The sequence below is a fragment of the Paraburkholderia sp. EG286B genome (assembly GCF_040965655.1).
In the GTDB taxonomy this organism is placed as follows: Bacteria; Pseudomonadota; Gammaproteobacteria; order Burkholderiales; family Burkholderiaceae; genus Paraburkholderia.
On the sequence record NZ_JBFRCF010000014.1, the window covers coordinates 17,229 to 28,563 of the forward strand.

Here is an 11,335-nt window from a genome sequence, read left to right on the forward strand (position 1 = left end):
AGATCGAATCAATGCGCCGCGGCGTTGCGCGAGCGGGCGAGGTCGAGATCCTTGCACAGCTGCGCCGCGCCCTGCGCGATGCGCGGCGCGGGGCGCGTGAGCAGATCGCCGTCGATGGCGAAGAGATTGCCGTGGGCGACGGCGGCCAGCGCCGGCCAGGCGCGCCAGCGCTCGAGGCTCGGCAGCGGGCGGTCCGGCGACGTCGCGCCTTGCGACGCGGTGACGATCGCATCGGGATTGGCGGCGAGGACGGCTTCAGTCGTTACCGTCGGCACGAGCGGTTCGAGCGCCGCGAACACGTTGCGGCCGCCGCAGAGCGTGATCACGTCGCTGATCATGTGCGAGCCGTTGAGGGTCATCAGCGGCTGATCCCAGACTTCGTAGAACACGCTCACGGGTGCGCGCTGCGCATAACGCGCGCGCAGCTGCGCGATATCGCGGCGGTAAGCAGTCGCGGCGGCCTGCGCGGTGTCTTCGGTGCCGAGCAGCACGCCGAGGCGCGTGAGCGAGGTCGCGACATCGTCGAGCTTGTGCGGCTCGCTGAAAAAGAGGGGGAGGTGCAGCGCGCGCAGACGATCGAGCTGTTGCTGCGCGTTGCCGTGACGCCAGACCACGATGAGGTCGGGCTTGAACGCGGCGATGCGCTCGAGGTCGAGCGCGCGGTTGTCGCCCACGCGCGGCACCTTTTGCGCTTCGGGCGGGTAGTCGCTGTAGGCCACGGCGCCGACCACTTTCGCGCCGCCGCCTGCGGCGTAGAGCAGCTCGGTCACGTGGGGCGCGAGGCTTACGACGCGCTGCGCAGGCGCGGGGAGGGTGACGGTGTCGCCCGCGTCGTCGATGGCGGTGACGCTCGCATGCGCGGCGCACGGCAGGAGCGTCGCGGCCAGCAGCGCCAACGCCGTGGTGGCCGCACGCATCAACCGATCGCCCGCATGGCTTGCCCGAGTGCGCTTTCGAAGCGCTGCCACTCGCCCTCGGACGCGGGCAGACCGAAGCGCAGGCTGGCCGGCGCGTCGAAGCGGCGCGTCCACACGGCGTGGCATGCGAGCGCGCCCTGCAGCGCGGGCGCGCGCGGGTCCGTGATCCAGGCGAACAGCGGCGTGGCGTGCGGCGTTAAGCCGTGAGCGCGCAGCAGCGCAACGAGGCGCGCGCTGTCGGCGGCGAGGCGAATGCGCATTTCGTTCTGCCACGCGCTGTCTTCGAACGCATGGGTGACGGCGTGGCGCGCCGGCCCGCTCACGGTCCACGCTCCCAGCTGTGCGCGCAACGCGGCCAGCAGGGCGGGGGCGCCGAGCGCGAAGCCGCAGCGCGCGCCCGCGAGCCCGAAGAACTTGCCAGGCGAGCGCAGCACGACGAGTCCTTCTCGGCTCGTTGCGCGCGCAAGCGTTTCGGATCGCTCGTGGCCGAGGGCATCGGCAAAGGCTTCGTCGACGATCAGCGTGCCGCCGCGCGCCGCGAGCTGCGCATGCCAATGCAGCAGGTGGGCGGCAGCCAGATGCGTGGCCGTCGGATTGTTCGGATTCACCACGACGGCGTGTGTGACAGTATCGGGCAGCGTGTCCTGCGTGACGTCGAGCGGCACGATCTCATGGCCCGCGCGTGCGAACGCCGGTGCGTACTCGCCGTAGGTGAGCGGCGCGATGGCTACACGGGCGCGCGGCAGCAATGCCGGCAGCGCGCGGATCGCGGCCTGACTGCCCGCCACCGGCAACACGTGGCGGGCGTCGGGTGCGCCGTAGTAGCGCGCCGCGCAGGCGGCGAAGCCGTCGCCGTCGTCGGGCAGGCGCCGCCATGCCGTGGGCGGCACCGGCGGCACCGGGTAGCCATGCGGATTGATGCCGGTTGAGAGGTCGATCCAGGCGTCCCAGACGATGCCGTAACGCTGCGCGGCTTCGTGCAGATTGCCGCCGTGCGCGACGAGTGCGGCTGGCTGCTCAGACATGCGTCGCCACGCTCACGAAGGCCAGTGCGAGCAGCGCCGCGAGCCACAAAATGGTGGTGCGCTCGACGAGCCGCAAGGCCGCATCCACGTGCTGCGCGCGCGGCGGCGAGCCCGCGCCGAGCGCCGGGCGCTCCTCCAGCAAGCCGTGATAGACGGCCGCGCCGCCCAGCAGCACGTTCAGGCTGCCCGCGCCCGAGGCCATCACCGGGCCCGCGTTCGGGCTCTCCCAGCGATGCGCCTGTTCGCGCCAGCAGCGCAGCGCCATGCGTGTATCGCCGAGCAGCGCGTAGCTCGCGGCCGTGAGGCGCGCGGGAACCCAGTTGAGCACGTCGTCGATGCGCGCGGCCGCCCAGCCAAAGCGCAGGAAGCGCGGCGTGCGGTAGCCCCACATGGCGTCGAGCGTGTTGGCGAGGCGGAACGCGAGGGCGCCCGGGCCGCCCGCGATTGCGAACCAGAACAGCGCGCCGAAGATCGCGTCGTTGCCGTTTTCGAGCGCCGATTCGACGGCCGCGCTCGAAAGCGCGGTGGCATCTGCCCCCGCTGTGTCGCGCGAGACGATGCGGCCCGTCAACTCGCGCGCGGCAGCGAGGTCGCGCCGTGCCAAAGCGGCCCCGATCGGCGCGATGTGCTCGGTAAGACTGCGCGCGCCGAGTGCGAACCAAAGCAGCGCGACGTGCAGCGCCCAGGCGAGCGGCCAGGGCAGCAGCGCACACAGCAGCGCGGCGACGACGACGGGCGGTGCGACGGCGGCGAGCCATGCGACGAGGCCGAGCGGACGGCCGCGGCGGCCCGTGTTCAGGCGCGCCTCGATGCGGTTCGCGTATTTGCCGAAGGCGACGAGCGGGTGCGCTCGGCGCGGCTCGCCGAGCCAGCGGTCCACGGCGACGCCGGCCACGGCGAGCGCGGCGGTGACGGGTAGCGAGAGCATCATGAGGTCCCGCGCGGCGCTTTGAGCACGAGAGGCAGGCCCGCGGCGACGAGCGTGGCGCGGTCGGCGAGCGCCGCGATGCGTTGATTGAGGCGGCCGAGTTCGTCCAAGTAGAGGCGCGTGGCCGCGCCCATCGGCACGACGCCCATGCCGATCTCGTTGCTCACCACGAGCACCGTGCCTTGTGCGCGCTCGCAGGCGGCGGCGAAGGCGTCGAGGCGCTCGCGCCAGTCGGGCAGCGGCGCTGCGGAGTCGGCGGGGCAAAGCAGGTTCGCGAGCCACAGCGTGAGACAGTCGATCAGCACGCACTGGCCGGGCGCCGCCGCGGCGTCGAGTGCGTCCGCGAGATCGAGCGGCGCCTCGGCGAGCGCCCAGTGCGCGGGCCGGCGCGCGCGATGGTGGCCGATGCGCTCGGCGAACTCGGTGTCGTCCGTCACGCGCGCGGTGGCGATATAGGTGACCGGCAGGCCGCTCGCGGCCGCGAGGCGTTCGGCGTGCGCGCTCTTGCCCGAGCGCGCGCCGCCGACGATGAAGGTGAGATCGCGCGAATTCATCGCGTGATTGTAACGGCTGCGCCCAGGCTCGCCGTTGTCCCATTGGCCATCGTCGCGCCGTGGTCCTGCATCGGGCGGCGGGGCGATGGGATAATGCGCGTTCGCCTTCGCAGCCCACCCAAGCGCTTCATGACCGCCACGCTACCCGCCATGCCCCGCGTACCCAACGGCACGCTGATGATCCAGGGCACGACCTCCGACGCCGGCAAGAGCACGCTCGTCGCTGGCCTGTGCCGCCTCGCGCGTCGCGCGGGTGCGCGCGTCGCACCGTTCAAGCCTCAGAACATGGCGCTCAACAGCGCCGTGACCGTGGATGGCGGCGAGATCGGCCGCGCCCAGGCGCTGCAGGCCGTCGCCGCCGGCATCGAGGCGCATACCGACCTCAATCCGGTGCTGCTCAAACCCAATAGCGACCTCGGTTCGCAGGTCATCATCCACGGCAAGGCGCGCATGAACCTGGGGGCGCGCGCGTACCAGGACTACAAGCCGCTCGCGCGCGAGGCCGTGCTGGCGTCCTATGCGCGTCTGCGCGCGCGCTACGACACGGTGTTCGTGGAAGGCGCGGGCAGCCCCGCCGAAGTCAACCTGCGCGCCAACGACATCGCCAACATGGGTTTCGCGGAGGCGGTCGATTGCCCGGTCGTGCTCGTGGCCGACATCGACCGCGGCGGCGTTTTCGCGCACCTGATCGGCACGCTGGCCTGTCTTTCGGAGAGCGAGCGCGCGCGCGTCAAAGGTTTCGTCATCAACCGCTTTCGCGGCGACCGCACGCTGCTGGAGCCCGGCCTCGCCTGGCTCGAGCAGCAGACGGGCAAGCCGGTGCTGGGCGTCGTGCCGTATCTGCACGGCCTCACGCTCGACGCCGAGGACATGCTGCCCGGTGCGGCCCACAGCGGCGCCCCGGCCGGCGGCGAGACGCTGCGCGTGGTGGTGCCGGCGCTGCCGCACATCAGCAACCACACCGACTTCGACGCGCTGCGCGCCCATCCGCAGGTCGATTTCACCTACGTGCGCACGGGCGAAGTGCCGCCCGCCGCCGATCTCGTGATCCTGCCGGGCTCGAAGAACGTGCGCGACGACCTCGCGTGGCTGCGCGCCCAGGGCTGGCAGACCGCGCTCGCGCGGCATCTGCGCTATGGCGGACGTGTGATCGGCATTTGCGGCGGCATGCAGATGCTCGGCCGCGCGATTGCCGATCCGCATGGCGTGGAGGGTGAGCCGGGCGCAGTCGAGGGCTTCGGCTGGCTCGACTACGAGACCGTGCTCACGCGCGAAAAGACCTTGAAGAACGTGACGGGCGCGCTCGCGCTGGAGGGCGCGCAAGGGCATGCAGGCGAGGGCCCGGCGCGCGTGGCGGGCTACGAAATCCATATGGGCGAGACGCGCGGGCGCTCGCTCGAATCGCCCGCGCTGTGGCTCGCGGAGGCAGACGCGGGGGCGACGCGCCCGGATGGCGCGCGCTCGGCGGACGGCCAGATTCTCGCGACCTACGTGCACGGCCTCTTCGACACGCCGCAGGCGTGCGCCGCGCTCCTGCGCTGGGCCGGGCTCGCGCAGGCGCGCGCGGTGGACTACCCGGCGTTGCGCGAGGCGTCGCTGGAGCGGCTCGCGGACACGCTCGCGGCGAGCCTCGATCTGGAGAAGGTGTTCGGCGTAATCAGCTAACTGCGCAGCTAAAAGCGCGGCTGGTCGGCTCAGTAAAGCACCATCTGCGTACAGCGGAACAGCGCGATGGTCTTGCCGTCCGGGCCGCTCACGGTGGCGTCCCAGACCTGGGTGCTGCGCCCGAGGTGCACGCCCTTCGCCACGGCCGAGATGGTGCCTTCGCGCGCGGTGCCGAGATGATTGCTCTTGATCTCGATGGTCGTGAAGTTCTTCGCGTTGGGCGGCAGGTGCGCGAGGCAGGCGTAGCCGCAGGCGGTGTCGGCGAGGCCGATCACCGTAGCGGCATGCAGGAAGCCATTGGGGGCGAGCAGGTCGCTGCGCACGTCGAGTTCGGCGCGCAGCAGGCCTTGCTCGAGGACCAGCGGCCGAAAGCCCAGCAAATCGGGCAGGCGGCCGCGCTGCCGCTCGAGCAGGGATTCGATCGTGATGTCGTGGCGTAGCGTGCTCATGGTCGGTCAGTCTCCTTGATTTGATATGAACATTGCAGGTGCGCGCTCGCGGGGGGCTTCGGCGGCGCGCAATTTGCCGATAATATCGGACGGTTGATCCGGGGCGCCGGCTGGTCTGCAAGGCGCCTCGCCAGGTATCGAACAACGCATCACGCAAAAATCACGGCAATCCGGCTGGCCTTGCGCCAGCCATCCTGACGGGAGCATTCATGACGGTAATCGTGGTGGCGAATCCCAAGGGCGGCGTGGGAAAGAGCACGCTGTCCACCAATCTGGCCGGCTATTTCGCCGCACAAGGCGAGTGGGTGGCGCTCGCGGACCTCGACCGGCAGCAGTCCTCGCACGCCTGGCTCGATCTGCGGCCCGCGACGCTGCCGGCCATCGAAAGCTGGCAGGTCGATCTGGACAACCCGGCGAAGCCGCCCAAGGGACTCGAGCACGCAGTCATCGACACGCCCGCCGGCCTGCACGGCAACCGGCTCCAGGCGATCATCGAGCTGGCGGACAAGGTGATCGTGCCGCTGCAGCCCTCGATGTTCGACATTCTCGCCACCCAGGACTTCCTGAACCGCCTCGCCAAGGAAAAGTCCGTGCGCAAGGGGGCGATCCAGGTGGGCGTGGTGGGCATGCGGGTGGATTCGCGCACGCGCTCGGCCGAGCAGCTGCAGCGCTTCGTCGAGGGCCTCGAACTGCCGGTGCTGGGGTATCTGCGCGATACGCAGAACTACGTGCAGCTCGCCGCGCACGGCCTCACGCTGTGGGACGTCGCGAAGAGCCGGGTCGAGAAGGACCTCGACCAGTGGCAGTCGATTATCGGCTGGGTCGACGGCAAATAAGCGCGCCGGTACGGCGGCGCGGGCCCGGTGAGCCGCGCCGGCCTGACCCGCGTGTCAGCTCCAGGCTTGCGTGGGCACGTGGTCGCGGCTGCCCTTGATGCGGTTGTTCTCGTCCACGAACACGAGGTCCGGCTTCCAGCCGGCCTTGAGCTCTTCCTCTTCCACGTTCGCGAACGCCGCGATGATCACGAGGTCGCCCAGCTGCGCGCGGCGCGCGGCCGAGCCGTTCAGCGAGATCATGCCGCTGCCGCGCTCGCCCTTGATCGCGTAGGTCGTGAAGCGCTCGCCATTGTTGATGTTCCAGATGTCGATGCGCTCGTTTTCGACGATGTTCGCCGCTTCGAGCAGGTTTTCGTCGATGGCGCACGAGCCTTCGTAGTGCAGCTCGCAGTGCGTGACCGCGACGCGGTGGATCTTCGACTTGAGCATATGGCGTTGCATGGAGGGTCTCCTCAGGCGAGCGGGCGCGCGGCCCGCCGCGGGTAAGCGGAATCTGGGGGGATCGGGTGAAAGCGGGACGGCGCGGCCGCCCGCAGCCCTCAGATCTCGAGGTTGTCGATCAGGCGCGTCGCGCCGAGCTTGGCAGCGGCCAGTACGACGAGCGGCGACTCGGCGTCGCCGGCCACGCCCGGCGCGGGCGGCAGCAGGTTCGCGCGCTTGCGGATCGCGATGTAGTCGGGCTTCCAGCCGCGCGCGGCGAGCGTCGCCATGGCGTCGAGTTCGAGCTGCTGGAAGTCGCGGCGGCCCGACAGCACCGACTCGCGGATCGCGCGCAGCACGCCCGCCAGTTGCGGCGCCTCGGCGCGCTCGGCTTCCGTGAGGTAGCGGTTGCGCGAGCTGAGCGCGAGGCCGTCGGTGTCGCGCACCGTTTCGGCGGCGATCACTTCGGTCGGCAGCGCGAACTGGTTGCACATCGCGCGCACGATCATGAGCTGCTGGTAGTCCTTCTTGCCGAACACGGCCACCCGCGGCTGCACGCACGACATCAGCTTCATGACGACCGTGCACACGCCCTCGAAGAAGCCGGGGCGGAATTCGCCTTCCAGAATGTCGCCCAGATCGTGCGGCGGGCGCACGCGGTACTCCTGCGGCTGCGGATACATGTCGCGCTCGGTGGGCGCGAACAGCACGTAGACGTTTTCCTTCTGCAGCTTCTCGATGTCGTCCTGAAGCGTGCGCGGATACTTGTCGAAGTCCTCGTTCGGGCCGAACTGCAGCCGGTTGACGAAGATACTCGCCACGACCGGGTCGCCGTGCTGGCGCGCGAGGCGCATCAGCGAGAGATGGCCTTCGTGCAGGTTGCCCATGGTCGGCACGAACGCCGTGCGGTTTTGGCCGCGCAACTGGTCGCGCAATTCCTGAATCGAGCTAATGACTTTCATGATCGGATGCTTTGTGCCTCGCGCGGGGCAAGACTTGGGTTGCACGGCCGCAAGCCAGAGGCCCGGACGAGGGGCCGCGAGCGGACGTCGCGCGCCCGGTTCGCGCGAGTGGCGCGGTGTCCCGTATATGGGACGACACCGGGCAGGCGCGGGCGATTGTAGTGGATTTGTGAATGCGGCGCACCCGCCTCGGGTAGGGGGTTGTCCTGGCGTTCCGCTGTGCGGCCCGGCGCAGGTGCCTGCGCGATGCGGTCCTATTTACTCGTTCGCCGCGCGCGGACCTGGGCAATACCGGGCCGAGGATTAGGCAGGCAGATACGCGAGCCGCACGTAGATCGGCGCGAACGGCTCGGGCTGGGTGATCTCGATGAGCGATTCGCGCGACAGCTCCAGCATGGCGATGAAGTTCACGACCACGACGGGCACGCCGCGCGTGGTGTCGAACAGCTCGGAGAACTCCATGAAGCGCTCGCCCTGGAGCCGGCGCAGGATGATGCTCATGTGCTCGCGCACCGAGAGCTCCTCGCGCGAGATCTTGTGATGCTGGACCAGCTTCGCGCGCTTGATGACGTCGGCCCACGCGGCGCGCAGGTCGTTGCTGTCCACGTCGGGAAAGCGCGGCGTGATGCTCTGCTCGATATAGACCTCGGCGCGCAGGAAGTCGCGGCCGAGCTGCGGCAACTGGTCCAGGCGCTGGGCGGCGAGCTTCATCTGCTCGTATTCGAGCAGGCGGCGCACGAGTTCGGCGCGCGGGTCCTCGGCTTCCTCACCCGTGTCGGCTTTCTTGACCGGCAGCAGCATGCGCGACTTGATCTCGATGAGCATGGCCGCCATCAGCAGATATTCGGCCGCGAGCTCGAGGTTGGTCTTGCGCAGTTGCTCGACATAGCCGAGGTACTGGGTCGTGACCTCGGCCATCGGGATGTCGAGGACGTTGAAGTTCTGCTTGCGGATGAGGTACAGCAGCAGGTCGAGCGGGCCTTCGAAGGTCTCGAGGAAGACTTCGAGCGCGTCCGGCGGGATGTAGAGGTCCTGCGGGAGCTTGAAGAGCGGCTCGCCGTAAAGGCGTGCGAACGCGACGCCGTCGACCGTGTCGGGCGTCGAGTCGGTCGCGGGCGTGGTCAGCGCCTCACCGGGCGTTTGCCCGGCGGCGTGGCCCGCGTGACTGGCCGCGTGCTCGCCGGCTGGCGGCGCGCCGGCCCCGTCGGCCTCGGCCATCAGAAGTTCTGGTAGTAGACGTAAGACGTCTGCTTCACGCGCGAAGCCTGCTGGCGCTCGCGCTCGTCGAGGTCGATCGGCTGCTTGTCCCACAGGAGCGCGCGGCCCTTGCGTTGCTGTTCTTCGAGCTGCGGCTTTTGCTGCTTGAGCTGGTTGATGAACTGCGTGATGTCCGACTGATACATGGCTGACGTCCGTCCAGTAAGGCGGGGCGCGTGATTGCGCCGCGCCGCTAATTCTGTCGGCGGCAATTTTACCGCAAGCCAACGCCGCGGAACATCCGCCCGGGCGGAATGCGTTGGCCATCCCCGAGGCCGCCCCGCGCGTGCCATCGGCCCGGCCGCGCCCGCCGTTGTGGCACGCTTTGCACCTCCTCCTGGGGTTTTGACGCGCCGATGTGGTGAAATAACGCGTTTGCGCCCGTTGCCGCTTCCCGTGCCCTGCGCGCGAGCGGCGCAACCGGTGGCAACCAGTTCTACGACGGCCGGAGGTGGCGTTTGGCGGGATGGGTGATCGAAGCATTGTGCGCACGGCGGCGCCCCTCGCGGGCGGCGCGGCCACGGCTCGCCGCGTGCCTGATCGTGTGCCTCGCCGTGTGCTCCGCCGTGGCGCCGCCCGCCCGGGCCGACATCCTGACCACCCTGCTGCCGTGGATGCGCCCGCGCACCTACTACGACGTCGAGATCCAGGCCTCCCCGCGCGACCTGCGCAAGCTGCTCGAGACGCACCTCGACATTGCGCGCTTTGCCACGCGCTCGGACGTGAACGAGGACCAGTTCGAGTTCCTCGTGACCGCGACGCCGCAGCAGGTGCGCGACCTCGCCTCGACGGCGGGCTATTTCACGCCGGTGGTACGCACCGACGTGCGCACGATCGACGGCCGGCGGCACGTGCGGGTGAGCGTCGACGCGGGGCCGCGCACGACGATTTCGTCGGTGAAGCTCGTGTTTCGCGGCCCGGTCCTCACGGAAGACCCGGCGCAGGAGAACACTGCGCGCTTCGCATTCTCGTTGCACGAAGGCGACGCCTTTACGCAGTCGGGCTGGGACGACGCCAAGAACGCCTCGCTCAAGGCGCTGCAGGCGCGCCGCTACCTCGGCGCCAAGATCACGTTTTCGGAGGCGCGCGTCGATCCGCTCAGGCATGACGCGCAACTTTCCGTAACGTTCGACAGCGGGCCGACCTTCACGCTGGGCAAGCTCGACGTTTCGGGCCCGCGGCGCTATCCGGGCTACATCATCGACAACGTGAATCCGCTTTCGCCGGGCGAAATCTACGACCTGAAGCGCGTGGCCGAACTGCAGCGCCAGGTGCAGAACACGCCGTACTACGCGAGCGTGGCGATCGACGTCGACGCGAACACGCAAAAGCCGCTCGAGACGCCCGTGCACGTGAAGGTGAGCGAGTTCCCGTACAACAACTTCCGCGGCGGCGTGGGTTATTCGACCGACACCGGCGCGCACGTCCAGGGCTCCTACACCTACCTGAACACGTTCGGGGCGGCGTGGCCGTTCCAGGTGCAGGGGCGGCTCGACCAGATCCAGAAGTTCGGTCAGGTCCAGCTTTCGATGCCGCCGGGTCCGCGTGCCTGGACCAATAGCCTCGTCGCTTCCTACACGACCACCGACGTCTCGGATACGAACATCTATAGCGCGCGTGTCGGGGTGCAGCGCACGCGCACCTCGCAGAACATCGACTACGCGTACGCGCTGATGTTCTACGACGACCGTCTCACGCAGAACGTCGGGCCGTCCTCGCGGGCCTATGCGCTCGTGCCGACCTGGGGCTGGACCCGCCGCAACGTCGACGACCCGCTCTTTCCGCGCTCGGGCAACATCATCCGCATGGAGGCGGGCCTCGCGCTCAAGAACGTGGGCGCCGAGCAGAGCTTCCTGCGCGCGTACATGCGCGGCCAGCAATACCTGCCGATCGGCCACAGCGACATCATGGTGTTCCGCGCCGAGCTGGGCGGCGTGTTCACGAGCGGCCCGTCGAACGGCATCCCCGCGTCGCTGCTGTTCCGTGCGGGCGGTTCGAACTCGGTGCGCGGCTACTCGTTCCAGAGCATCGGTAACGACCAGTCGGGTTCGATCCTGCCGACCAAGTATCTCGTCACCGGCTCAGTGGAGTACCAGCACTGGTTCAGCCACGACTGGGGCGGCGCGGCGTTCTTCGACGTCGGCACCGCCACCGATACCTGGGGCGAAAAGGAGTTCGATCCGGGCGCGGGTATCGGCGCGCGCTGGCGCAGTCCCGTCGGGCCGGTCAACCTCGATCTCGCCTATGGTTTTCGCACTCACAGCGTGCGGCCTTATCTGACACTCGGGATCGCCTTCTGATGATGACGCGCATGCTGCTCCG

12 protein-coding genes are annotated in these 11,335 nt (G+C 69.3%); 3 read left to right on the forward strand and 9 right to left on the reverse strand.

The window, feature by feature from the left end; translation table 11 throughout:
• Positions 1-8 precede the first annotated feature (8 nt).
• Genes AB4Y42_RS27550 through cobU form a run of 4 tightly spaced genes read right to left on the reverse strand, consistent with a single transcriptional unit; the run spans position 9 to position 3,424 of the window.
• Positions 9-917 carry a cobalamin-binding protein gene (locus tag AB4Y42_RS27550; RefSeq protein ID WP_368695929.1) on the reverse strand — a complete coding sequence of 303 codons (909 nt, stop codon included), beginning with the start codon at positions 915-917 and terminating at the stop codon, positions 9-11.
• On the reverse strand, positions 917-1,942 hold the full coding sequence (gene cobD, locus AB4Y42_RS27555; RefSeq protein ID WP_368695930.1) for a threonine-phosphate decarboxylase CobD: 1,026 nt from the start codon (positions 1,940-1,942) through the stop codon (positions 917-919). Before cobD ends, AB4Y42_RS27550 begins: the two co-directional genes overlap by 1 nt.
• Positions 1,935-2,870: an adenosylcobinamide-phosphate synthase CbiB gene (gene cbiB / locus AB4Y42_RS27560; RefSeq protein WP_368695999.1), complete on the reverse strand. Its 936-nt coding sequence runs from the start codon at positions 2,868-2,870 to the stop codon at positions 1,935-1,937. The genes cobD and cbiB overlap by 8 nt, the downstream gene beginning before the upstream one ends.
• Positions 2,870-3,424: a bifunctional adenosylcobinamide kinase/adenosylcobinamide-phosphate guanylyltransferase gene (cobU, locus tag AB4Y42_RS27565; RefSeq protein WP_368691932.1), complete on the reverse strand. Its 555-nt coding sequence runs from the start codon at positions 3,422-3,424 to the stop codon at positions 2,870-2,872. Before cobU ends, cbiB begins: the two co-directional genes overlap by 1 nt.
• Positions 3,425-3,553: 129 nt before the next feature.
• On the opposite strand from cobU, the gene AB4Y42_RS27570 reads away from it, so the two are divergent.
• Entirely contained in the window at positions 3,554-5,089 is a 1,536-nt protein-coding gene (locus tag AB4Y42_RS27570) for a cobyric acid synthase (protein ID WP_368695931.1), read from the forward strand.
• 29 nt (positions 5,090-5,118) lie between these two features.
• On the opposite strand, the gene AB4Y42_RS27575 is transcribed toward AB4Y42_RS27570, so the two are convergent.
• Positions 5,119-5,538, reverse strand: coding sequence for a PaaI family thioesterase (locus tag AB4Y42_RS27575; RefSeq protein ID WP_069265444.1), 420 nt, complete (start codon positions 5,536-5,538; stop codon positions 5,119-5,121).
• Between the two features lie 209 nt (positions 5,539-5,747).
• Between AB4Y42_RS27575 and AB4Y42_RS27580 the strand changes: the two genes are divergently transcribed.
• Complete coding sequence (locus AB4Y42_RS27580) at positions 5,748-6,374, forward strand: ParA family protein (RefSeq protein ID WP_324141147.1); 627 nt, start codon at positions 5,748-5,750, stop codon at positions 6,372-6,374.
• Between the two features lie 54 nt (positions 6,375-6,428).
• Here the strand turns inward: AB4Y42_RS27580 and panD are convergent, their stop codons facing one another.
• The 4 genes from panD to AB4Y42_RS27600 form a co-directional block, all read right to left on the reverse strand.
• A complete protein-coding gene (panD, locus tag AB4Y42_RS27585; protein ID WP_069265442.1) occupies positions 6,429-6,815 on the reverse strand; it encodes an aspartate 1-decarboxylase in 387 nt (128 codons plus the stop codon).
• A 98-nt stretch (positions 6,816-6,913) separates the two neighbouring features.
• A complete protein-coding gene (panC, locus tag AB4Y42_RS27590; protein WP_069265441.1) occupies positions 6,914-7,756 on the reverse strand; it encodes a pantoate--beta-alanine ligase in 843 nt (280 codons plus the stop codon).
• A 303-nt stretch (positions 7,757-8,059) separates the two neighbouring features.
• Positions 8,060-8,974: a ScpA family protein gene (locus AB4Y42_RS27595; protein ID WP_256094748.1), complete on the reverse strand. Its 915-nt coding sequence runs from the start codon at positions 8,972-8,974 to the stop codon at positions 8,060-8,062.
• Positions 8,974-9,159 carry a DUF3460 family protein gene (locus tag AB4Y42_RS27600; protein ID WP_069265440.1) on the reverse strand — a complete coding sequence of 62 codons (186 nt, stop codon included), beginning with the start codon at positions 9,157-9,159 and terminating at the stop codon, positions 8,974-8,976. Before AB4Y42_RS27600 ends, AB4Y42_RS27595 begins: the two co-directional genes overlap by 1 nt.
• Positions 9,160-9,627: 468 nt before the next feature.
• On the opposite strand from AB4Y42_RS27600, the gene AB4Y42_RS27605 reads away from it, so the two are divergent.
• Complete coding sequence (locus tag AB4Y42_RS27605) at positions 9,628-11,313, forward strand: autotransporter assembly complex family protein (RefSeq protein ID WP_342921076.1); 1,686 nt, start codon at positions 9,628-9,630, stop codon at positions 11,311-11,313.
• Positions 11,314-11,335 lie beyond the last annotated feature (22 nt).

Coding starts and splice junctions, on each gene's coding strand:
- AB4Y42_RS27575 (WP_069265444.1), bottom strand. CDS start 5,538: ATGAGCACGCTACGCCACGACATCACGATCGAATCCCTGCTCGAGCGG.
- cobD (WP_368695930.1), bottom strand. CDS start 1,942: ATGTCTGAGCAGCCAGCCGCACTCGTCGCGCACGGCGGCAATCTGCAC.
- cbiB (WP_368695999.1), bottom strand. CDS start 2,870: ATGCTCTCGCTACCCGTCACCGCCGCGCTCGCCGTGGCCGGCGTCGCC.
- panD (WP_069265442.1), bottom strand. CDS start 6,815: ATGCAACGCCATATGCTCAAGTCGAAGATCCACCGCGTCGCGGTCACG.
- AB4Y42_RS27595 (WP_256094748.1), bottom strand. CDS start 8,974: ATGGCCGAGGCCGACGGGGCCGGCGCGCCGCCAGCCGGCGAGCACGCG.
- cobU (WP_368691932.1), bottom strand. CDS start 3,424: ATGAATTCGCGCGATCTCACCTTCATCGTCGGCGGCGCGCGCTCGGGC.
- panC (WP_069265441.1), bottom strand. CDS start 7,756: ATGAAAGTCATTAGCTCGATTCAGGAATTGCGCGACCAGTTGCGCGGC.
- AB4Y42_RS27570 (WP_368695931.1), top strand. CDS start 3,554: ATGACCGCCACGCTACCCGCCATGCCCCGCGTACCCAACGGCACGCTG.
- AB4Y42_RS27600 (WP_069265440.1), bottom strand. CDS start 9,159: ATGTATCAGTCGGACATCACGCAGTTCATCAACCAGCTCAAGCAGCAA.
- AB4Y42_RS27605 (WP_342921076.1), top strand. CDS start 9,628: ATGCGCCCGCGCACCTACTACGACGTCGAGATCCAGGCCTCCCCGCGC.
- AB4Y42_RS27550 (WP_368695929.1), bottom strand. CDS start 917: ATGCGTGCGGCCACCACGGCGTTGGCGCTGCTGGCCGCGACGCTCCTG.
- AB4Y42_RS27580 (WP_324141147.1), top strand. CDS start 5,748: ATGACGGTAATCGTGGTGGCGAATCCCAAGGGCGGCGTGGGAAAGAGC.